The following is a 21,278-nucleotide window of genomic DNA, read 5'->3' as shown; positions in this document are numbered from 1 at the left end:
GCACCGGGCGGCGTCAGGGGGGATTACGTGATGCAATGTGTGTGATTTGTCGCACGTCACGGTGTGTCCGATGGGTCGCGGATCGTAGTGTCTGCACCGCCCCTTTTGTCAGTGGTTCGCCGGCCCGACGGGCGGGTGTTCCGGTTATCGGGTGGTGTCGCGCTGACCGGTAACGATCCGGCTTTCGCCACTCACTTGCGCGCCTCCGCGGAGTGCGTTTTCATATGCGCTCGGTGGGCCCGTGTCCGACACCCGTTCGGGCACAACGTGATGCACACCAAACTCGTCCTGTCAAGCCCCAGTGCCTGGTCGTTGTGGCCCTGACCTGCGCAGTTGATCGCGCCGTTATCGAGTCGCGTGTTAAACTGTGAACATCGAAAGGGGCACGGGACACATGATTTTTAAGGTCGGAGATACCGTCGTTTATCCCCATCATGGGGCGGCTTTGATCGAAGCTATCGAGACCCGCACCATCAAGGGTGAGCAGAAAGAGTATCTGGTCCTGAAGGTCGCACAAGGTGACCTCACTGTTCGGGTTCCCGCGGAAAACGCGGAATATGTCGGCGTTCGCGATGTAGTGGGCCAGGAAGGTCTCGACAAAGTCTTCCAGGTACTGCGTGCGCCGCATACGGAAGAGCCCACCAATTGGTCCCGCCGTTACAAGGCCAACCTCGAGAAGCTCGCCTCCGGCGATGTGAACAAGGTGGCCGAGGTCGTTCGCGACCTGTGGCGCCGGGAACAGGATCGTGGTCTGTCCGCGGGCGAGAAGCGGATGCTGGCCAAGGCTCGGCAGATCCTCGTCGGGGAGCTCGCGCTCGCCGAGGGCACCGATGACGGCAAGGCCGAGACGCTCCTCGACGAGGTTCTCGCCGCGGCGTCCTGATCGTGCACAGAACAGACGGTCCCGGCCGTTCCGCCGGTCCCGTCACCGCATTGGTTCCTGCCGCCGGTCGTGGCGTGCGCTTGGGTGCAGATGAACCCAAGGCGTTCGTCCCGATCGGCGGCACTCCTATGCTCGGACTGACCGTGAACGGCCTGATAGCTGCCGGTGTTGTCGACGAGATCATTGTGATGGTGCCCGCCGAACATGTCGACCGGACGGCAGCTCTTCTACCGCCCGGTGCGCCGGTGCGGATCGTGGTCGGCGGCGCCGAGCGCACCGATTCGGTGCGTGCCGGTCTGGCGGCCGCCGGCGATTCAGCGTTCTTCCTCGTGCATGATGCTGCCCGCGCCCTCACCCCGCCCACATTGATCGTCCGGGTAGTCGGTGAACTCCGTGCCGGACATCCCGCAGTCGTGCCCGCGCTGCCGGTGGTGGATACGGTGAAGACCGTCGATTCCCGGGGAAATGTCACCGGTACGCCGGACAGGGGCGCGCTACGTGCCATTCAGACCCCGCAGGGTTTCGCCGCGGCGACGTTACGGGCCGCGTACGCCGAAGCGGAGACCGCGACCGATGATGCGGGCCTGGTGGAACGGCTGGGCACCGCGGTGCGCACCGTCCCCGGCGACCCCCTCGCTTTCAAGATCACGACCCCGCTCGACCTGCGGCTGGCCGAAACTCTGCTGGACCCGAGCCCGGCGGTGACCTCGTGCTGAACATGCGGGTCGGGATAGGCACCGATGTACATCCGATCGAACCGGGTCGCCCCTGCTGGATGGTCGGGTTGCTCTTCGACGGTGAGGACGGTTGCGCGGGACACTCCGACGGAGATGTCGCCGCGCACGCGCTCTGTGATGCGCTGCTGTCCGCGGCCGGCCTGGGGGATGTGGGCTCGGTGTTCGGCACGGGCCGCCCGGAATGGGCCGGGGTGTCCGGGGCCGCCATGCTGAAAGAAGTGCGGCGGCTGCTCGACGAGGCCGGATACGAAGTCGTGAACGCGGCCGTTCAGGTGATCGGCAACCGGCCGAGAATCGGTCCGCGCCGCGCCGAGGCGCAGCAGCTACTCGGCGACCTGCTGGATGCGCCCGTATCGGTCTCCGGTACCACCAGTGACGGCCTGGGCCTCACCGGGCGGGGTGAAGGGATCGCCGCGGTCGCCAACGCCCTGCTGCATTGTCCGGGGCGGCCGAGTGAAGAGCCCGGAGACGGTGGCGAGGTGCGACCGGCATAGGGCCCGCGAGGCCGCCCGTCCAGTTCTGCGGCCGGAGGCCGGGCCTGCGAATCGATACCGATCGGAAATCGATTCGCGCCGGTAGGGCCGCCGCCGCGACCACTGCCGAGCGTCGGCCGAGACGGTGGAACACCGACTTCCGCACGCCCGGCGCGAGCCGACTGCTCACACACCGGCTCGCACCGCTACCCTGCCCATATCCCCTGCACCAAATCCGAGTGCACTCCATACACACGAAACTAGGATCGACTGCCGTGACGCTGCGCCTGTTCGACACCGAGAAACGGACCCTGCGTGATTTCACGCCGTTGGTACCCGGCCGCGCCTCGATGTACCTGTGTGGGGCGACCGTGCAGGGACTACCCCACATCGGTCATGTGCGCAGCGGGGTGGCCTTCGACATTCTGCGCCGGTGGCTGACCGTCAACGGTCTCGATGTGGCGTTCATACGTAATGTCACCGATATCGAGGACAAGATCCTGACCAAGGCGGCCGCGGCCGGTCGGCCCTGGTGGGAATGGGCGGCGACGCACGAACGGGCCTTCGACGAAGCCTATCGGCAGCTCGGCGTCCTGCCGCCGTCCGCCGAACCACGTGCGACCGGCCATATCACCCAGATGGTCGAATTGATGCAGCGCCTGATCGATCGGGGGCATGCCTACGCCTCCGAAGGCAATGTGTATTTCGATGTCCGAAGCTACCCGGAGTACGGACAACTTTCCGGCCACCGGCTCGAGGATGTGCACCAGGGTGAGAGCGCGGGTCTCGGTAAACGCGATCCCCGTGATTTCACGCTGTGGAAAGCTGCGAAGCCGGGCGAGCCGACGTGGCCGTCGCCCTGGGGGCCGGGCCGTCCCGGGTGGCATCTCGAATGCTCCGCCATGGCCGAGTTCTATTTGGGACCGGAATTCGATATCCATTGCGGCGGTATGGATCTGGTCTTTCCGCATCACGAGAACGAAATTGCTCAATCCAAGGCCGCCGGTGACGGTTTCGCTCAGTACTGGCTGCACAACGGCTGGGTCACCCTGGGCGGCGAGAAGATGGCGAAATCGCTGGGCAATGTGCTCTCCATTCCGAATGTGCTGAAATCCGTGCGCGCGGTCGAATTGCGTTTCTATCTGGGCAGCGCGCACTACCGGTCCATGCTCGAGTATTCGGACAAGGCGCTGGCCGATGCCGCGCAGTCCTATCAGCGGATCGAAGCATTCGTGCAACGGGTGACCGAACGCGGCGGAGATATCCCGACGGGGAAATGGACCGACGGATTCGCCGCTGCTCTCGACGACGACCTCGGAGTTCCGAAGGCGCTCGCCGAGATCCACCGCGGTGTGCACGAGGGCAACCGGGCCCTGGACGCGGGCGTCCTCGACACCGCCCGGGAGCACGCCGGTCAGGTCCGGGCCATGCTCGAGGTGCTGGGTGTGGATCCGCTGGACCCGCACTGGCACGGTGGCGCGGACCATTCGGCGGCCGACAGTGCCCTGGACGTACTCGTGGGCGCCGAACTGGAGCGGCGGCAACAGGCCCGGGTCACGAAGGACTGGGCGACCGCCGACGCGGTACGCGATCGCCTGCAGGCGGCCGGAATCGAAGTAACTGATACACCCAACGGTGCCGAATGGTCGCTGGGCGCACCTACCCCTGGAAAGGCGGGCTGATGGCCGGCAATTCACAACGTCGCGGTGCAATCCGGAAGGGCGGCACCAAGAAAGGGGCCGTGGTCGGTTCCGGTGGCAAGCGCCGCCGCGGACTGGAGGGTCGCGGGCCGACACCGCCGGCCGAACAGCGGACGAAACATCCGGCCGCGCGCCGGTCGGCGGCGAAAGCCAAGGCCGCGCAGAACAACCCGGCGGGTCGCGGGCGCCCGGCCGGTCGTCGCAACGACGACGGACCCGAGTTGGTGCTCGGCCGCAACCCCGTGGTGGAGTGTCTGCGGGCCGGTGTTCCGGCCAGTGCGCTCTACGTCGCGGTGGGAATCGAGAACGACGAGCGGCTCACCGAGAGCGTGCGCATCGCCGCCGATACCGGGATCTCCATTCTCGAGGTGCCGCGCACCGATCTGGATCGAATGAGTTCCAACGGCCTGCACCAGGGCTTGGCCCTGCAGGTGCCGCCCTACCGGTACGCCCACCCCGATGATCTGCTGACCCGCGCCAGGGAGTCCACCGAGCCCGCGCTGCTGGTGGCGCTGGACAATATCTCCGATCCGCGCAACCTCGGCGCCGTCGTGCGCTCGGTCGCAGCCTTCGGCGGCCACGGCGTGGTGATCCCGCAGCGTCGCAGCGCCAGCGTGACGGCGGTCGCGTGGCGGACGAGTGCCGGCGCCGCGGCGCGGCTTCCGGTCGCACGTGCCACCAATCTCACACGCACTCTGAAGGATTGGGCCTCGAAGGGTGTCCAGATCGTGGGCTTGGACGCGGGCGGCGATTTGTCACTCGACGATTTCGACGGCGCCGCGCCGACGGTGCTCGTCGTCGGATCGGAGGGCAAAGGGTTGTCACGGCTGGTCCGCGAGAACTGCGACGCGGTGCTCAGCATCCCGATGGCGGGGCCGGTGGAATCACTGAACGCCTCCGTCGCCGCGGGTGTGGTGCTAGCCGAAATCGCCCGGCAACGACGCGCCTGAACGCACGATCCCACCGGCTCGCCCGGGCGCACGACGTCCGGGCAGTCGGCACCGGCCACGGTGATCAGGCGTGTCGGGCAGCGGTCAGCGGGCGGTTCGGACATGAATCCGCCGCGCCCGGACCGCAAATCCGGCACAGCACCGTAGAATTCGTCATGTGGTGATACCCAACGCGCCCATCGATAAGCCGGTAGAGCACCCGCATGCGACGACGGTGCTGTTCCTCGGCGCGGCCAGCCTGCTGTGTTGCGGACTGACCGGGCCGGTGGCCTGGGCGATGGGAAAACGTGCACTGGATCAGATCGAGGAGTCCGGCGGCGCCTACGGCGGACACACACAGGTGGTCGTCGGATTCATTCTGGGCGTGATCGGCACGATCCTGATGGTCGTGATGGCGTTGCTGTTCCTGGTGGTGCTGCTCGGCGGCGGCTGACCGGACTCAGTCCAGGCTCTGCTGTCCGGACCATTTCGTCCGCGCCCAGCTCGGCCATTCGTCGCTGATCGAACCCGACCAGGTGGGCTGGCGGCGCTCCCGGAAAGCTGCCATGGCCTCACCGGCATCCCGGCTGTCGTCGATATGTTCGTTCAGGTCGGTCTCCAACTGCCCGACGACCGCCGGTTCGAGACCGACGCCCTCCCACAACAGTCGTTTGGACAACGCCGCGGCCAGTGGTGCGGAACCGTTGGCGATATCGTGGGCGACCGCCATCGCGGTCGGCAGCACCTCGGCGGTGGGCAGACATGCATTGGCCAGGCCCATCGCCTGAGCTTCCGCACCGTCGAAGGTCCGCCCGGTGAGCAGGATATCGGCGGCATTGGCGAGCCCGGCGAGACGCGGCAGTGTCCAGTGCACGTAGCCGTCGGCGAGAACCCCGCGCCGGACCTGGCTCAATGCGTAGACCGCGTCATCGGCCAGATACCGCAGATCACACTGCAGCGCCAGCGCCAGCCCGACCCCCACCGCATGCCCGTTGACCGCCGCGATCACCGGCTTACGCACCCGGAACGGTGGTGGATCGATACTCGCGCTCACCTCACCCACCCGGTCCGAGAGATCGGCACCCGCGCAGAAGGCGGGCGGGGTTCCCGTGATCACCACGACTCGGATGGCATCCTCGGCGTCACAGCGTTTCAACGCGGCACCCAGCGCTTCGGTCATTGCAGGGTTGAAGGCATTCTGCTTCGCCGGCCGGTTCAATGTGAGGACGGCGATGCCCGCGGAGACATCGACGAGCAATTCCGAACTCATGGTCTGGATGGTAGCTCTGTTTATGGCCCCGCCTCCGGCGGGGCGGGGTCGTCACCATCCGATGGTGGGGTTGGGTGTGCTCGAGATGTCGACGCGCGGGGTGTACGGGGAGAGAGCTGTGTTCTCCGGCCGCCCACAGTGCCTGGTCGCGGGGCCGGGTTCGGCCCGAGCCGGGGACGGACGGCGTGGACACCCGCCACCAATGTCAGGAACGGGCTGAGCCGGATCATGACCGTCAGCGCCTAGATCCCGATACCGAACTCGCCCCTCGTGCGTGCCGAGAGTTTCTGGAGCGTAGCAGTGAAGAACCGGGGTCGATAGGGCGCAGAACTACCGCAGCACTTTGCGGCTGATCGCGTATTTGTGGACTTCGGTGGGGCCGTCGTAGAGGCGGAAGGGACGCATATCGCGGAAGATCATCTCGACCACCGTTTCGTCACTGACACCGATACCGCCCAGGATCTGAACGCAACGGTCGGCCACCTTGAACAGCTCTTCGGAGACGAAAGATTTGGCCATCGAGCTTTCGTGGCGGGCCTTCTCGCCCTGGTCCATCAACCAGCAGGCGTGCCAGATCGTCAGACGGCACTGGTGCAGCGCTATCTCGTTGTCGGCGATCATGAACGAGACGCCCTGGTGTTCGCCCAGGGTTTTGCCGAAGGCTGTGCGGGTTTTGGCATGGTCGACGGCGATGCTCTGCGCGCGTTCGGCGGCACCGAGCCACCGCATGCAGTGGGTGAGGCGGGCGGGGGTCAGGCGCAACTGGGCGTAGCGCAGGGCCTGGCCGGCTTCGCCGAGCAAGGCCGATTTCGGAAGGGTGAGTTTGTCGAAGCGGACCACGCAGTGCCCGGCCACATAGTTGCGGTCCATGGTGTTCATGGTGCGTTCGATGACGATGCCCGGCCGGTCACCGTCGGTGAGGAAAAGGGTCGGACCGCCGGGCAGGTGCGGGTTGTCGCCGAGCAGAGCCATGATGATCCAGGTCTTGGCACCGTTGGCGCCGGTGATCAGCCATTTGCGGCCTTCGATGGTGAAGTTCTCGCCGTCGAAGGTGGCGGTGGTGGTGAGCTGGCCGGGGTCGGAACCGGCGCCGTCGGGTTCGGTCATGGCGAATACCGAGCGCTGGTGGCCGTCGATCACCGGCTGTAGACAGCGTTCGGTCTGTTCGGGGTCGGCGATTTTGGAGAGCAGGAACATATTGCCCTCGTCCGGTGCGGCGCAGTTCATAGCGACCGGGCCCAGGGTCGACCAGCCGGCGGCTTCGTAGAGCACGGCCTGCTCGACGTGGGTGAGGCCGCGGCCGCCGAGTTCGGTGGGGGCCTGGATAGTCAGCAGGTTCTCGGCGCGGGCGAGCTCCACGAGTTCCTGGCGCAATTCGTCGGTGGGGCCGTGGGAGGTGAGCCGGGGGTCGCGCTCGTAGGGCACGATCTTGTCTGCGACGAATGCGCGGACCCGGTCACGTTCGGCGGCGAGCTCGGCGGGAATCGTGAAGTCGATCATGGGTGGTCACCTTCGTTCCGGGGGCGTTGGGGACGAGCATACGAAACCCCGCTACCTAGACTGAAGGCACCTGCCCGCAGGTGATCAGCGAACCCGGGCGACCTGTCGCTGCCGGGCGCCGATCACGCGGCAGACCAGGTAGATCACGAACGAGATCGTGGTGACGAAGGTGGAGACCGGCGCCCCCGGCGCCAGCGACAGCAGGATGCCGCCGACCGCGGACGTCTCCGCGAAGATCACTGCCAGCACGGTGGCCCGCACCGGATCGGCGGTCAGCTGGGCCGCGGCGGCCGCCGGGGTGATCAGCAAGGCGAGTACCAGTAGGGCGCCGACGATCTGGACGCCGAAAGCCGCGGTGATGCCGAGCATCACCGCGAAGAGGATGGACAACGCCCGCACCGGCACGCCCCGGGCCACCGCGACCTCGGGATCGGTGCTGGCGAACAACAGCGGGCGATAGACCACGGCCAGTACGGCCAGGACTGCGGCCGTGCAGGTGGCCAGCAGGGTGAGCCCACCGAAGCCGACGCTCACCACCTGGCCGGTGAGCAGCGAGAATTTCGAACCCGCGCGTTCGGGGCCGAGCCACAGGAACAGCACCGAAAGGCCGAGACCGAACGACAGCACCACCGCGATCACCGAATCGCGTTCCCGCGCCCGGGTACCGAGTACGCCGAACAGCACAGCGGCCACCACCGAACCGACGATCGCGCCGAGCCCGACCCCCGCGCCGACCAGTAGTGCGGCCGCCGCACCCGTGAGCGAGAGCTCGCTGGTGCCGTGGACCGCGAACGACATCTGCCGACTGATGATCAGCGGGCCGATGACCCCGGCGAGCAGTCCGAGCAGTGCCGCCGCGACCACGGCCTGCTGCACGAAGTCGTATCCGAGCAGGTGCACCGTGGTCTGCACATCGAAGATCTCGCCCAGTACATCGGAGAGCTTGTCCATCTATCCGTTCGCCTGTCCCGATCGCTGGGTGAGTTCGGCCAAGGCGTCACCGCCGTGCGGGGTGCCCGGTTCGCCGTGGCAGTGGGCCCCGGCGGTGCCGAGCGCGTCCATCGTGTCCCCGGTACCGACCACGACCAGCCGCCCCCGCACCCGCAGCACATCGACCTCGGTCTGGTACAGCTCCGACAGCACCGCCGAGGTCATGACCTCGTCCGGCGTGCCGATCCGGAACTTCCCACCGACCAGGTAGAGGACCCGGTCCACCAGCGGCAGGATCGGATTGATCTCGTGAGTGACGAAAAGTACCGAGGTGCCGTGCCGGCGCCGGCGGGCGTCGATGAGCCCGGAGACCAGCTGCTGACTGGCCAGGTCGAGGCTGAGTAGCGGTTCGTCGCAGAGCAGTACCGCGGGATCTCCGACCAGTGCCTGCGCCACCCGTAATCGCTGCTGTTCACCACCCGACAAGCTCTCCAGCGGAGCCTTCGCGAACCGCTCGGCGCCGACATCGGCGATCGCCGCGGTGACCTTGCGCCGCCGCTCGGCCCGCCCGCGCAGACCCAGACCCCAGCGATGTCCATCCACCCCGAGGCCGACCAGATCGCTACCGCGCAGTTGCACGCCCGCGTCGATGGTGCGCTGCTGCGGGATGTAACCGATGTCGGGATGGCCGGCTCGCGGCGCGGCGCCGGCGATCCGGGCCGTGCCCGAACTCAAGGCGAGCTGACCGAGCAGGACTCGGAGCAGCGAGGTCTTTCCGGAGCCGTTGGGGCCGAGCACGGCGATGAATTCGCCGCGCCCGACACTGAGGTCCAGCTCCCGCCACAGGACCCGGTCGCCGAAGGCCAGGGTTGCCGATTCGAGCCGGACGGCCGGTTCCGGTGCCGGGACGGCAGAGTCGTCTGGTGCCGGGACGGCAGAATCGTCTTGTGCCGGGACGGCAGAGTCGTCGACGGACTGGGCCACGAGGGTGCCGTCAGCGGCCGGAGCGGCGCGGTGAGCCGCCGGAGCGGTATCGCTCATTTCGATCCATCCGTTCGTCGCTTCGGGTGCCGTCAGCCGATGGCGTCGGCCAGTGCTCGGGCGTTCCGCGTCTGCCAGGTTACGAAATCCGTTCCGAGCGGCAGAGTTTCGGTGACCTCGACCACCGGAATACCGGCGGCTTCGGCTGCGTCCCGCAGATCTCGGCCGACCTTGTCCTCGGTCTGCACGTTGTAGACCAGAACCGCGATCTGTTTACCGGTGATCATGTCGCGGGTGGCGGCGACGGCCGCGGGTGAGGGATCGGTCTCCTGCTCGACCGCCTCCTGATAGTCGCGGGGCGTCCGGTCGACGGTACCGGCGTCCTGTAGCAGGTAGTACGCGAGCGGCTCGGTCTGCAGGACCGGCGTGCCGGCGTGGTCCGCCGCGATCCGGTCGGTGGTCGCGCCGACCTGTCCGATCCGGTCGGCCAGCTGCGCGGCCCGGTCGGTGTAACCCTGGGCGTGTGCCGGATCGATCTCGGCGAGCCGGTCACCGATCTGCCCGGCGACCAGCGCGACGGTTTCCATGTCGTACCAGACGTGCTCGTTCGAATCGTCCCGGATCGCCTCGTCCCGGACCGCGACGGCTTCGACTGTGTGCTTGTCGCGACCCTCGATCGCCTTCGCGACGAATTCGTCATAGTGGCCACCGTTGTAGACCACCAGATCAGCATCGCTGAGCTGCGCCGATTCCGTAGCCGAGGTTTCGTGCGAATGCGGGTCGGCCGCCGGATCGGAGATGATCGCGGATACGTCGGCATCGGGCCCCGCGACGGTGCTCGCGATATCGGCCCAGACATTGGTCGAGGCGATCACCGAGGGTTTACCGGAATCGGAGCCGGATCCGCCACAGGCGGTGAGCGCCGCCGCTGCCGCTACCCCCACGGCAACGATCAGGGCGCTACGGGCATAGTGAAGTGACAAGGGAAATACCTACCAGAGTTAATGGAAATCGTTTCCGTTTTACTTTAGCAGCCCCGACGAAACCCCCTGAACCGACCGCCCAGTTTCGAGACCGTCCACCACACCACCCCAAGGCCCACCCACCCACCCCGCCCCCGGATCTCCCCGTTCGCGAGCGGCCGCACACAGCCCCGGCCCCGCTACCTGTGATCACCGCCGAGTGCCTCTACGAGTACGGCGGGCCACCCCATCTCCTGGGGGCCCGCCGTACTCGCTTGTCGAGCGAACGGTCTATCTGCCGAGCAACTGTGCGCAGCGCAGCAGACCCAGGTGGCTGTAGGCCTGGGGATGATTGCCCAGGGATCGCTCCGCGACCGGGTCGTATTCCTCGCTCAGCAGTCCGGTGGGCCCAGCCACGTCGACCAGCTGCGCGAACAGCGCTTCCGCGTCCGATCGTTTACCGATGAGCAGGTAGGCCTCCACCAACCAGGCCGCGCACAAGTGGAATCCGCCTTCGCCCCCGGGCAGGCCGTCGTCGTGGTGATAGCGGTAGACCGTTGACCCACTGCGGAGTTCGGCTTCGGTGGCCACCACCGTGGCGGCGAAGCGCGGGTCGGTGGGGTCGATGAGGCCGCTGAGCCCGATGTGCAGGGTCGCCGCGTCCAGATCGGTGCCGTCGTAGGCGGCGGTGAAGGACTGGACTTCGTCGTTCCAGCCTTTGGCCTTGACCTCGGCGGCAATGGTTTCGCGCAGCGGACCCCAGTCGGCGTCGACCGGGCGGTCGAATTTCTCCGCAAGGGTGAGCGCGCGGTCGATGGTGAGCCAGCCCATCACCTTGGAGTAGACGTGGTGGCGGGGGTTGCCGCGGATCTCCCAGATGCCGTGGTCGGGTTCGGTCCAACGGCGCTGGACCGCGGAGACCATGGCGTGCACGAGTTCCCAGTCGGCGTCGGGCAGCACCTTGCGCGGGTCGGTGGTGCCCTGGTTCTCGCGGGCGTGCGCCAGGCTGGTGATGAGGTCGACGATCGGACCGAATACGTCCAGCTGGACCTGCATGTTCGCCGCGTTGCCGACGCGCACCGGGCGGGATCCGGCATAGCCGGGGAGCTCGTCGATCACGGCTTCCGGCGGCAGGGTTTCGCCGTAGATGGTGTAGAGCGGGTGCAGGCGTTCGGGGCCCGGCAGCGTTTCCAGGACCCGGTGCACCCATTCCAGATACTGTTCGGCTTCGCCGAGTGATCCCAGTGAGACCAGCGCGCTGGCGGTGAGCGCGGCGTCGCGCAGCCAGCAGTAGCGGTAGTCCCAGTTGCGGACGCCGCCGATATCTTCGGGCAGGGAGGTGGTGGCGGCGGCCAGGATCGATCCGGACGGCGCATGCACCAGACCGCGCAGGGTGAGCGCGGACCGTTTCATCAGATCGGGTTTGAGCGCCGGCAGGTCCAGGCCGATCGCCCACTCCGACCAGTACAGTTCCGCGATCCGCCGCCGCTCGGCCTCGCCGGTGGCGGCGGGGGTCAGATCGTTTGTACCGCAACGCAGTTCCAGTACGACGGGCCCATCGGACGGGTCGACTACGGCGGTGGCCGAATCGTGGGCGCCGTCGCTGTGTATCTGCCATTGGACGCCGGGGGAGCGCAGGACGACCGGGTCGTTGGTGCCCCAGACGCGCAGGCCGTCGGTCTCCACCTGGATCGATACCGGTACCTGTCCGAATTCCGGGCGCGGGGCGAAAGTGACCTCGGCGGGAGCCGAACCGGTGATCACCCGGGTGAGATCGGTGCGGTCGGGGTCGACATCGTGCGGAAGATAGTCGGTGACCTGCAATTTCGCCCAGCGGGTCTCGACGGTCATGGTGCCGTCGACGTACCGCTGGGAAAGGGGCAGGCCCGGGCGCTGGGGCGCCACCGAGAAGTGTCCGGCGTCGATCCCGCCCAGCAAGTGGGCGAAAACGGCGGCCGAATCCGGCTCGGGATGGCAGAACCAGGTCACGGTGGCGTCGGGCGTCACCAGCGCGACCGAACGCGGGCTGGCCAGCATGGTCAGTCGTTCGATCCGGGGGGCGCTGGCGCCGGCCAGCCAGGTGCGGCGTTCCTCGAGCAGGAAGGCCAGCGCGTGCGAGACCGCTTCGGTGCTGTCGACGCGGTATTTGGCCAGCGATTCGCCCTCACCGACCTTGATACCGATATCGGGCCCGGCCAGCGCGCGGAAGGCTTTCTCATCGGTGACGTCGTCGCCGAAGAAGACCGCCGCCGAGGCGCTCTCCTGGTGACGGACCGTACTCAGGGCCGAACCCTTGTCGGTCGGCACCACGGCCAGCTCGATCACGGCTTTACCTTCGGTGACCTGGACGCCGACCCAGCAGGCCGGACCCTTGCAGGCCTGGTCGAGGGCGCGGCGGCCGACCTCGGGCGCGGCATTGCGCACATGCAGCGCGACGCTGGCGGGTTTGGTCTCCACCGAGACGCCGGGATGGTCCGCGGCGATCTTGTTCAGGGCGGTTATCACTTCGGTCAGCAGCTGCTTGGCATCGTTGTCGATGGCATGCACGAAGCCCACATCGAATTCCGAGCCGTGGCTTCCGATCAATTGCACTTCGACCGGCAGTCGCGAGAGCGCGGCGAGGTCGCGCAGCGCTCTGCCGGATATGACGGCGGCCGTCGTGCCGGAAAGACCGGCCAGCGCGCGTAATGCCCGGACGGATTCTCCGTGCGGGTACGCCTTGGCCGGATCGGAGACGATGGGAGCGAGTGTCCCGTCGTAGTCCGATGCGACGAGCAGTCGAGGTACGCGTGCGACCGTCGACAGCGCTCGGCGGAGTTCCAGTGGCAGATCCTGTGCGCTCACACATCCAACCTATTGATCGGAGTTTTCGTTAAGAGGGGGCGCGCATGACAATACTGTGTCGCGTTCCCCGATCCGATTCGGCGGGAAGTGCGGGCGGGCGCCCCAGGTGTGAGGCGCCGCGGATGGGTGCCGAAAGCCGGAGCGCAGACCTCAGGAGCGGTTGCCGAGCAGCAGGTCGACGGTCAGTTCGAGCCGCTCGGAGACATCGGTCGCGGACGCGCGGCGGGTGAGCCAGGCGACCAGATTCGACAGCCACACATCGCTGATCACGCGAGCGATGGCGAGCTGACGGTCGGTGGGTTCGCCGTCGTTCATGGCCCGGGCGAACACTCGATCCATCACTTTGCCGACCCGGTCGACCTCGGCGGCAGCCGATGCGTCGGCGAACATGAACGCACGGGTCATGGCCTCGGTGAGCAGTGGGTCGCGCTGCATCATCCGGGTGATCTGGGAGAGCAGTGCGTGCATCCGCTCCTCCGGCGACTGGCCGGCCAGCGGTTTGCGTTTGCCCTCGAATTGCTCGAACTCCCTGGCCAGCGCTGAGACCAGCAGGTGCACCTTGGACGGGAAGTACCGGTACAGGGTGCCCACCGCGACATCGGCGCGCTCGGCCACCGCGCGCATCTGCACCGCGTCGTAACCACCCTTGGAGGCGAGCGCGAGGGTCGCGTCCAGGATCCGCTTACGGCGTTCGCGTTGCGCGGCCGAACTCAGTTCGTCCTCCCGCAGCGTGGTGACGGGCGCGGCCGCGGCCGCGCCCGAATCGCCGGGCTGGGAACGGGAGGGGCTGGCCATGGAGGGGAGTTCCTTTCCGAACGTCTTCGTAGCGCGTGGAGCAGTGCGGTGGGCGCGTGTCTTGACTTACGCCTACCGTGGATATTAGAACATGTTCTAGGTGTGGGAGTCACGCCGGAAAGGCGGTATGGACTGTGACCATCGCCACCACTGACGAGCATAAAGCCGTTCAACAGTCGATGAGCGGGTGGGCAGCAGCGGCGCAACCGATTGCAACAATGCGGGCCGACGCGACCGACTTCTGGCGTAAATACTGGCCAACGCTGACCGAGCTCGGAATCTTCCATGTGGCCGTCGCCGAGGAGGCGGGTGGTGCGGGCGGATCGGTCTCCGATCTGGCCGTATTCATCGAACAGGCTGCGTACGACATGGTCGGCGGCCCGGTGCTGACCACCGCGGTCGCCGGGCTGGTGACGGCCGGCCGACTACCGGAGGAACAGCCCTGCGGGGTCGCGCTGGACACTGTCACCGGGGCCGGGACCGCGTCCGGCGGCAGCCCGTCGGTGCCGGTACTCGACGGCGCCGGATCGCTCAGCGGGAGCTGGGAATCGGTGCTCGGCGCCGCGGCCGGGACAGCGGTGCTGCTGCCGGTGGACACTGCTGACGGCCGACGCTGGTGCTTGCTCGGACCGGATACGCCCGGACTGCGACTCGAGGCCCTGGACCCCCTCGACCTGACCACTGCGCTGGCACGGGTGCGCTGTACCGACGTGCGGGTCGACCCGGATGCGGTGTTCGCCCCCGAATACGCGGTAGAAGACCTGCTGGTGGCGCTTTTCGTGGCCGAGCTCGCCGGTGTGACGGGCTGGTGCCTGTCCACTGCGGTCGAGTACGCGAAGGTGCGTGAACAGTTCGGGCGCCGGATCGGGTCGTTCCAGGCGGTCAAACACATCTGCGCGTGGATGCTGTGCCGCACCGAGCTCATCCGGTCGGTGGCCGCCGACGCCGCGGCCGCCGTGGACTCCGGCGGTTCGGAACTGCCGATCGCGGCGGCGATCGCGGCGACCATCAGCCTGGACGCCGCGGTGGAAACCGCGAAGGACTGCATCCAGGTACTCGGCGGAATCGGCTTCACCTGGGAACACGACGCGCATCTGTACCTGCGCCGGGCGACGGCGCTACGCCAGCTCCTCGGCGGCGGCTCGTACTGGCGGGCCCGCGTCACGGAGCTGACCCGGGCGGGTAAGCGCCGTACCACCGGTGCCGACCGGGTGTTCGCCGACGCGGCGCTGGCCGGTGGTGAGACCGATACCGAGGTGGTCACCGACGAACTCGCCGCCGAGGTGGCGCGGATCGCGGCGCTGCCGGGCGACGAGCAGCGCGGTGCGCTCGCCGATGCGGGGCTGATCATGCCGCACTGGCCCGCGCCCTACGGTCGCGGCGCCGATCCGATGACCGGGCTGGTCATCTCGGAGGAACTGCGCCGGGCCGGGCCGGCCGTTCCCGATCTCACCATCGGCGGCTGGGCGGTGCCGACTCTGCTGGAACACGGCACGCCCGAGCAGATCGAACGATTCGCCTGGCCGACCCTGCGGGGCGAGGTGGTGTGGTGCCAGCTGTTCTCCGAACCGGGTGCCGGTTCCGATCTGGCGGCCCTGCGCACCACCGCCGAACGCACCGAGGGCGGTTGGGTGCTCAACGGTCAGAAAGTGTGGACCTCGCTGGCCAAGGAGGCGAACTGGGCCATCTGCCTGGCCCGCACCGACGCGAGCGCGCCCAAGCACAAGGGCATCAGCTATTTCCTGGTCGATATGCGCAGTCCCGGGATCGATATCCGGCCGTTGGTGCAGATCACCGGTGAGGCCCGGTTCAGCGAGGTCTTCCTGGACGGGGTGTTCGTACCCGACGACTGTGTGGTCGGCGCGCTGGGCAACGGTTGGAAGATCGCCCGGTCCACCTTGTCGGCCGAGCGGGTAGCCATGAGCGGTAACGGGATCGGTCCGGCGCTCGAGGAACTGATCGCCGAACTGCCCGCCACCGGCCGCGGTTCGGAGCTGCTGAACGATCGGCTGGGTGGTTTCGTCGCCGATGCCATCGCCGGGCTGCTGCTGGAACAGCGCGCGGCGATCCGGATCTTGGCCGGCGCCGACCCCGGGGCGCAGAGCAGTGTGCGCAAACTGGTGGGTGTGCGGCACCGACAGGCGGTCGCCGAGTTCGCCGTCGAGGTGGCCGGCTCGATCGGTGCGCGAACGACCGAGGACACCTCGGAATTCCTGCTCACCCGCTGCCTGTCGATCGCGGGCGGAACCGAGCAGATCTTGTTGACCGTGGCAGCCGAGCGGATTCTGGGACTACCCCGCGACGTGGCCGGTTAGTTCGTGCGACGACTGGAGAGCAGAACGTGGACTTCACCCGAGACGAGGCTCAAGAGGCGGTGGCCGAGGTCGTCGTCGGACTACTGGAGCGGGAGACGGCGCGTGACGCCGAGCTCTGGCCGAAATTGGTGGCTACCGGCTTGCTGTCGGTAGCGCTTCCCGAGCGGTTCGGTGGCGACGATATGGGCATCGACGCCGTATCGGTGCTGCTGACCGAACTGGCCATCGACGCGGTGGCCGCCCCGGCGCTACCTACCCTGGGCTTCGGGGTATTGCCCCTGCTGGGGTCGGTTCCCGAGGCGGTGGCCGCGGAGGTTTTCCCGGCGGTGGCCGAGGGCGCGGTGCTCACCGCCGCCATCAGCGAACCCGGGGCGCCGCTGACCACCGAACCCACCACCGAGGCCGAGGTGATCGGTGACGAAGTGCGGATCACCGGTTACAAGGTGGCGGTGCCGTGCGCGGATCAGGCGCGCTGGCTGCTGGTGACCACGGATTCCGGGGTCGCCGTGGTCGATTCGAACGCGCCGGGACTTGTCCTGACCCCATCGTCGGTCTCCGGTGAACTCGCCGAATTCTCGGTGAAACTGGACGGGGTCGTGATATCCGCCGACCGGCTGCTGCCGGACGCGGCTCCGCGACTGCACCGGTTCGTCCTCGCCGCCATCGGCGCGGCGGCCGACGGTTTACTCTCGGGTGCGGTGAAATTGACCGCCGCACACGTGGGAACGCGTCACCAGTTCAACCGGCCGCTCGCCGAGTTCCAGGCGGTGGCCCAGCAGATCGCCGACCTCTACGTGGTGTCCCGGACGCTACATGTGGCTGCGGTCTCCGCCAATTGGGCTCTCGGGCAAGATGATTCGACTCCGGAGCGGCAGCAGCGGATCGACGACGATCTGAATGTGCTCGCCTACACTGTGGCCGCGGAACTACCGCGGGCCATGCAGAAGTGTCACCACCTGCACGGCGGTATCGGAGTGGACGTCACCCACTCCATGCACCGCTACTACTCACAGTCCAAGGACCTCGCCCGCTGGCTGGGCGGCGCCGCCTTGCGGCTCGAACGATTGGGGGCAGGGTGTTCGTCGATCTGACCAGCGAACAGCGCAAACTACGCGACGACCTGCGCGTCTACTTCGCCGACCTCGTCACGCCCGAGGAAGCCACCGCGATGGAGGTGAACCGGCACGGCGACGCCTACCGCGAGGTGGTGCGCCGGATGGGCCGCGACGGCTGGCTGGGCGTCGGCTGGCCCAAGGAATACGGCGGCCAGGGTTTCGGCCCGGTCGAACAGCAGATCTTCTACAACGAGGCCTCCCGGGCCGATGTCCCGCTGCCACTGGTCACGCTGCTCACCGTCGGTCCGACGCTACAGCGTTACGGCACGCAGGAGCAGAAAGAGAAGTTCCTGCCCGGAATCCTTTCCGGCGATATCCATTTCGCCATCGGATACTCCGAGCCGGAAGCCGGTACCGACCTGGCGGCGCTGCGGACCAGCGCGTCCAAGGACGATTCGGGCGACTGGATCGTGAACGGCCAGAAGATCTTCACCACCGGCGCGCACGAGGCCGATTACATCTGGCTGGCCTGCCGTACCGGTTCGGTGGCGGATCGGCACCGCGCGATCACCATCCTGATCGCGGATACGAAGGATCCGGGCTATTCCTGGACACCGATCATCACCGCCGACGGTGCCCACCACACCAACGCCACCTATTTCGACAGCGTCAAGGTTCCGGCGAACATGCTGGTCGGCGAGGAGAACAAGGGCTGGCGCCTGATCACCACCCAGCTCAACCACGAGCGGGTGAGTCTGGGGCCGTCCGGCAAGATCGAACAGCTCTACGACAAGGTCCGTGATTGGGCCCGGCCGCGCGGGGTCCTCGACAACCCGGACGCGCAGCAGGCGCTCGGCAAGATCCATGCCATGACCAGGCTCAACGAACTGCTGAACTGGCAGGTGGCGGCCACCGCCGACGATCCGGACATCGATCCGGCCCAGGTCATCGCGGACGCTTCGGCGACCAAGATCTTCTCCACCGAATCGCTGCAGGAGGCGGGCCGGTTGGCCGAGGAGGTCATCGGCCGCTTCGGTGACCCGGCCGAACCCGCGACCGCCGAACTGATCACCTGGCTCGACCGGCGGACGAAGCAGAACCTGGTGGTGACCTTCGGTGGCGGCGTCAACGAGGTGATGCGCGAACTCGTCGCCTCCGCGGGCCTGAAACTGCCCCGCGTGCCGCGCTGAGCAAGTGGGCCCGCACCGAACCACCCGACCCTAAGGAGTAGGCGTGCCGGATATCGGTATTCCGGAAGAGATCATCGCCGCCGCGGAGAAGATCGAGGCGGCCGGGGCGAGTGCGCCCCGGCCCGGCCGGGACCCGGTGAACCAGCCGATGATCAACAACTGGGTGGAGGCGCTGGGCGATACGAACCCGGTATACGTCGACGAGGCGGCCGCGAAGGCTGCCGGTTTCGACGGGATCGTGGCCCCGCCGGCCATGGCCCAGGTGTGGACCATGCTCGGTCTGGGTGGCCGCCGTCCTTCCGACGACCCGATGGAAGCAACGAACGCGCTGCTCGACTCCGCCGGGTACACCTCGGTGGTCGGCACCAACTGCGAGCAGATCTACCACCGCTATCTGCGGCCCGGCGAAGAAGTGAGCATCACCAGCGCGCTGGACAGCATCAAGGGTCCCAAACGCACCGGACTGGGTGAGGGCTTCTTCCTGACCTACCGCACCAGCTGGTACGTCGGCGACGAACTCGTCACCGAGATGCTGTTCCGCATTCTGAAGTTCGCGCCGGGCACGGGCGCGGCGCCGAAATCCCCGCCTGCCGAACGGGTCCGGCCGCTGGTCTCGCACGACACCGAATTCTTCTGGGAGGGTACGAAAGCCGGCGAGCTGCGCATCCAACAGCTCCCGGACGGCACATTGCGCCATCCGCCGATCCCCGCCATCTGGCAGGACAAGGCCGAGCCGGTCGGCTATGTGGTGTCCTCCGGGAAGGGCACGGTATTCAGCTACGTCGTGCACCACGCGCCCAAGGTGCCGGGCCGCGACCTGCCGTTCGTGGTCGCGCTGGTGGAACTCGAGGAGGGGGTGCGGATGCTGGGCGAGTTGCGCGGTATCGAACCCGGGAAGGTCGAGGTCGGGCTGGAGGTCGTCGCCGGTTTCGAGAAGCTCGACGACGATACGGTGCTGCCGTTCTGGAAGGTGATCGCATGACCGCCACATTCGATCCGGCCGCCGTGCGGGTCGGGACCGAACTGCCCGAACTGTCGATCCACGCCGATCCGACTTTCGTGATCAGCACGGCCCTGGCCACCCGGGATTTCCAGGATGTGCACCACGACCGGGACAAGGCGATCGAACGCGGTTCCAAGGACATCTTCGTCAATATCCTCACCGATACGGGCCTGGTGCAGCGGTTCGTCACGGATTGGTCGGGGCCGAGGACCGTGGTGAAATCCATCGCACTGCGACTCGGGGTGCCGCTCTACGCCTACGACACCCTGACCCTCACCGGGAAGGTCACCGAACTCGACGGCGAGGATGTGCGGCTGGAGGTCGTCGGCAAGGACAGCCTGGGCGATCACATCGTCGCGACGGTCGTCGCCACCGTCCCGGGTGCCGGGGGCGGGGCGTGAGCGCGGCGACAACGCCCGGTTCCATCCAGCCCGCGGAATGAGGTTCGTATGAATACTTCGGAACATCCCCTGTCCGGCCGGGCCGCGATCGCGGGTATCGGCGCCACCGATTTCTCCAAGGAATCCGGCCGCAGTGAACTGCGGTTGGCCGCCGAGGCCGTGACCGCGGCCCTGGCCGACGCCGGGCTCACCCCGGCCGACGTGGACGGTCTGACCACCTTCACGATGGATACCAATCTGCAGATCGCCGTGGCGCGCGCGGTCGGTATTCCGCAGCTCAAGTTCTTCAGCCATATCGGCTACGGCGGCGGCGCGGCCTGTGCCACCGTGCAGCAGGCCGCGATGGCCGTGGCGACCGGGGTCGCCGATGTGGTGGTGGCGTATCGGGCGTTCAACGAGCGGTCGGTCTCCCGGTTCGGGCAGTTCTCGAGCTCGCTGGCCGCCACGCCGACCTCCTCGGGAATCGACGCCGGTTGGTCCTACCCACACGGCTTGGGCACCCCCGCCGCGCAGGTGGCGATGGTCGCCCGGCGGTATATGCACGTGTACGGAGCGACCAGCGCCGATTTCGGTCGGGTCGCGGTGGCCGACCGCAAACACGCGGCGGTGAACCCGAACGCCTTCTTCTACAACAAGCCGATAACCCTGGAAGATCACCAGAATTCGCGCTGGATCGCCGAACCGCTGCATCTGCTGGACTGCTGTCAGGAGTCCGACGGCGGCGTAGCGATCGTGGTGACCAGCGCGGAGCGGGCGCGGGACCTGCCCAACCCCGCCGCCGTGATCACCGCCGCGGCCCAGGGCAGCGGCGCCGACCAATATGTCATGACCAGCTACTACCGCGACGCGCTGACCGGTCTCCCGGAAATGGGCCTCGTCGGTGACCAGCTGTGGTCGCAGAGCGGTTTGCGGCCCGCCGATATGCAAGCCGCTATTCTGTACGACCACTTCACCCCGTTCGTCCTCATGCAGTTGGAGGAACTCGGATTCTGCCCGCGCGGTGAAGCCAAAGATTTCATTGCCGACGGGGCGATCGAAATCGGCGGAAAACTACCGATCAATACCCATGGTGGGCAGCTGGGAGAGGCCTATATCCACGGAATGAACGGTATCGCCGAAGCCGTCCGCCAGTTGCGCGGAACATCGGTGAATCAGGTCGACGATGTGGAGAATGTGCTGGTCACCGCGGGTACCGGCGTGCCGACCTCGGGGCTGGTGCTGAGCACGTACCGCGCCGCGTAACCGCCCTCGCCACTGGTTGCGCCGTCAACCACGATGGACGATGCTCGCGCCGCGTCCGGGTACTCGGG

At 67.4% G+C, this 21,278-nt stretch carries 19 protein-coding genes; 12 read left to right on the top strand and 7 right to left on the bottom strand.

Annotated features, from left to right (window positions below; genetic code table 11):
- Positions 1–394 precede the first annotated feature (394 nt).
- The 6 genes from carD (at position 395) to OG405_RS24000 (ending at position 5,176) form a co-directional block, all read left to right on the top strand.
- On the top strand, positions 395–883 hold the full coding sequence (gene carD / locus OG405_RS24025) for an RNA polymerase-binding transcription factor CarD (protein ID WP_058853337.1): 489 nt from the start codon (positions 395–397) through the stop codon (positions 881–883).
- A gap of 2 nt (positions 884–885) precedes the next feature.
- Positions 886–1,599: a 2-C-methyl-D-erythritol 4-phosphate cytidylyltransferase gene (gene ispD / locus OG405_RS24020; RefSeq protein WP_327148707.1), complete on the top strand. Its 714-nt coding sequence runs from the start codon at positions 886–888 to the stop codon at positions 1,597–1,599.
- Between the two features lie 2 nt (positions 1,600–1,601).
- On the top strand, positions 1,602–2,114 hold the full coding sequence (gene ispF, locus OG405_RS24015; protein WP_327152476.1) for a 2-C-methyl-D-erythritol 2,4-cyclodiphosphate synthase: 513 nt from the start codon (positions 1,602–1,604) through the stop codon (positions 2,112–2,114).
- Positions 2,115–2,368: 254 nt separating this feature from the next.
- Positions 2,369–3,775 (top strand): cysteine--tRNA ligase, encoded by a 1,407-nt coding sequence (cysS, locus tag OG405_RS24010; RefSeq protein ID WP_327148706.1) that lies wholly within the window; start codon positions 2,369–2,371, stop codon positions 3,773–3,775.
- A complete protein-coding gene (rlmB, locus tag OG405_RS24005) occupies positions 3,775–4,743 on the top strand; it encodes a 23S rRNA (guanosine(2251)-2'-O)-methyltransferase RlmB (protein WP_327148705.1) in 969 nt (322 codons plus the stop codon). The genes cysS and rlmB overlap by 1 nt, the downstream gene beginning before the upstream one ends.
- Before the next feature lie 157 nt (positions 4,744–4,900).
- Positions 4,901–5,176, top strand: a complete 276-nt coding sequence (locus OG405_RS24000) for a DUF4190 domain-containing protein (protein ID WP_327148704.1) — start codon at positions 4,901–4,903, stop codon at positions 5,174–5,176.
- Between the two features lie 6 nt (positions 5,177–5,182).
- Here OG405_RS24000 and OG405_RS23995 read toward each other — a convergent pair whose 3' ends face one another.
- The 7 genes from OG405_RS23995 to kstR form a co-directional block, all read right to left on the bottom strand.
- Positions 5,183–5,992 carry an enoyl-CoA hydratase/isomerase family protein gene (locus OG405_RS23995; RefSeq protein WP_327148703.1) on the bottom strand — a complete coding sequence of 270 codons (810 nt, stop codon included), beginning with the start codon at positions 5,990–5,992 and terminating at the stop codon, positions 5,183–5,185.
- 330 nt (positions 5,993–6,322) lie between these two features.
- On the bottom strand, positions 6,323–7,492 hold the full coding sequence (locus tag OG405_RS23990; protein WP_327148702.1) for an acyl-CoA dehydrogenase family protein: 1,170 nt from the start codon (positions 7,490–7,492) through the stop codon (positions 6,323–6,325).
- Positions 7,493–7,576: 84 nt separating this feature from the next.
- The gene (locus tag OG405_RS23985) at positions 7,577–8,443 is read right to left on the bottom strand and encodes a metal ABC transporter permease (protein ID WP_327148701.1); all 867 of its coding nucleotides are present in this window, start codon (positions 8,441–8,443) and stop codon (positions 7,577–7,579) included.
- A complete protein-coding gene (locus tag OG405_RS23980; RefSeq protein ID WP_327148700.1) occupies positions 8,444–9,463 on the bottom strand; it encodes a metal ABC transporter ATP-binding protein in 1,020 nt (339 codons plus the stop codon).
- Positions 9,464–9,495: 32 nt separating this feature from the next.
- Positions 9,496–10,386 carry a metal ABC transporter solute-binding protein, Zn/Mn family gene (locus OG405_RS23975; protein WP_327148699.1) on the bottom strand — a complete coding sequence of 297 codons (891 nt, stop codon included), beginning with the start codon at positions 10,384–10,386 and terminating at the stop codon, positions 9,496–9,498.
- A gap of 270 nt (positions 10,387–10,656) precedes the next feature.
- A complete protein-coding gene (gene otsB, locus OG405_RS23970) occupies positions 10,657–13,209 on the bottom strand; it encodes a trehalose-phosphatase (protein ID WP_327148698.1) in 2,553 nt (850 codons plus the stop codon).
- A 150-nt stretch (positions 13,210–13,359) separates the two neighbouring features.
- Positions 13,360–14,004 carry a cholesterol catabolism transcriptional regulator KstR gene (gene kstR / locus OG405_RS23965; RefSeq protein ID WP_327148697.1) on the bottom strand — a complete coding sequence of 215 codons (645 nt, stop codon included), beginning with the start codon at positions 14,002–14,004 and terminating at the stop codon, positions 13,360–13,362.
- A 134-nt stretch (positions 14,005–14,138) separates the two neighbouring features.
- On the opposite strand from kstR, the gene OG405_RS23960 reads away from it, so the two are divergent.
- Genes OG405_RS23960 through OG405_RS23935 form a run of 6 tightly spaced genes read left to right on the top strand, consistent with a single transcriptional unit; the run spans position 14,139 to position 21,210 of the window.
- The gene (locus tag OG405_RS23960; protein WP_327148696.1) at positions 14,139–16,319 is read left to right on the top strand and encodes an acyl-CoA dehydrogenase; all 2,181 of its coding nucleotides are present in this window, start codon (positions 14,139–14,141) and stop codon (positions 16,317–16,319) included.
- A gap of 26 nt (positions 16,320–16,345) precedes the next feature.
- Positions 16,346–17,410, top strand: a complete 1,065-nt coding sequence (locus tag OG405_RS23955; RefSeq protein WP_327148695.1) for an acyl-CoA dehydrogenase family protein — start codon at positions 16,346–16,348, stop codon at positions 17,408–17,410.
- Positions 17,395–18,564, top strand: coding sequence for an acyl-CoA dehydrogenase family protein (locus tag OG405_RS23950; protein WP_327148694.1), 1,170 nt, complete (start codon positions 17,395–17,397; stop codon positions 18,562–18,564). Before OG405_RS23955 ends, OG405_RS23950 begins: the two co-directional genes overlap by 16 nt.
- A gap of 43 nt (positions 18,565–18,607) precedes the next feature.
- Positions 18,608–19,546 carry a bifunctional MaoC family dehydratase N-terminal/OB-fold nucleic acid binding domain-containing protein gene (locus OG405_RS23945; protein WP_327148693.1) on the top strand — a complete coding sequence of 313 codons (939 nt, stop codon included), beginning with the start codon at positions 18,608–18,610 and terminating at the stop codon, positions 19,544–19,546.
- The gene (locus tag OG405_RS23940; RefSeq protein WP_327148692.1) at positions 19,543–19,968 is read left to right on the top strand and encodes a MaoC family dehydratase; all 426 of its coding nucleotides are present in this window, start codon (positions 19,543–19,545) and stop codon (positions 19,966–19,968) included. The genes OG405_RS23945 and OG405_RS23940 overlap by 4 nt, the downstream gene beginning before the upstream one ends.
- Before the next feature lie 48 nt (positions 19,969–20,016).
- Positions 20,017–21,210 carry a lipid-transfer protein gene (locus OG405_RS23935; protein WP_327148691.1) on the top strand — a complete coding sequence of 398 codons (1,194 nt, stop codon included), beginning with the start codon at positions 20,017–20,019 and terminating at the stop codon, positions 21,208–21,210.
- The last annotated feature ends 68 nt before the right edge of the window (positions 21,211–21,278 follow it).

Source organism: Nocardia sp. NBC_01329 (assembly GCF_035956715.1).
In the GTDB taxonomy this organism is placed as follows: domain Bacteria; phylum Actinomycetota; class Actinomycetes; order Mycobacteriales; family Mycobacteriaceae; genus Nocardia.
Note: the sequence above shows the minus strand (reverse complement) of the source record. Positions and strands in the feature narration are given on the sequence as shown.

Bases quoted from the DNA above. Each gene is read 5' to 3' on its own strand.
- carD (WP_058853337.1), top strand. From the start codon at position 395: ATGATTTTTAAGGTCGGAGATACCGTCGTTTATCCCCATCATGGGGCG.
- ispF (WP_327152476.1), top strand. From the start codon at position 1,602: ATGCGGGTCGGGATAGGCACCGATGTACATCCGATCGAACCGGGTCGC.
- rlmB (WP_327148705.1), top strand. From the start codon at position 3,775: ATGGCCGGCAATTCACAACGTCGCGGTGCAATCCGGAAGGGCGGCACC.
- OG405_RS23995 (WP_327148703.1), bottom strand. From the start codon at position 5,992: ATGAGTTCGGAATTGCTCGTCGATGTCTCCGCGGGCATCGCCGTCCTC.
- OG405_RS23990 (WP_327148702.1), bottom strand. From the start codon at position 7,492: ATGATCGACTTCACGATTCCCGCCGAGCTCGCCGCCGAACGTGACCGG.
- OG405_RS23985 (WP_327148701.1), bottom strand. From the start codon at position 8,443: ATGGACAAGCTCTCCGATGTACTGGGCGAGATCTTCGATGTGCAGACC.
- OG405_RS23980 (WP_327148700.1), bottom strand. From the start codon at position 9,463: ATGAGCGATACCGCTCCGGCGGCTCACCGCGCCGCTCCGGCCGCTGAC.
- kstR (WP_327148697.1), bottom strand. From the start codon at position 14,004: ATGGCCAGCCCCTCCCGTTCCCAGCCCGGCGATTCGGGCGCGGCCGCG.
- OG405_RS23940 (WP_327148692.1), top strand. From the start codon at position 19,543: ATGACCGCCACATTCGATCCGGCCGCCGTGCGGGTCGGGACCGAACTG.
- OG405_RS23935 (WP_327148691.1), top strand. From the start codon at position 20,017: ATGAATACTTCGGAACATCCCCTGTCCGGCCGGGCCGCGATCGCGGGT.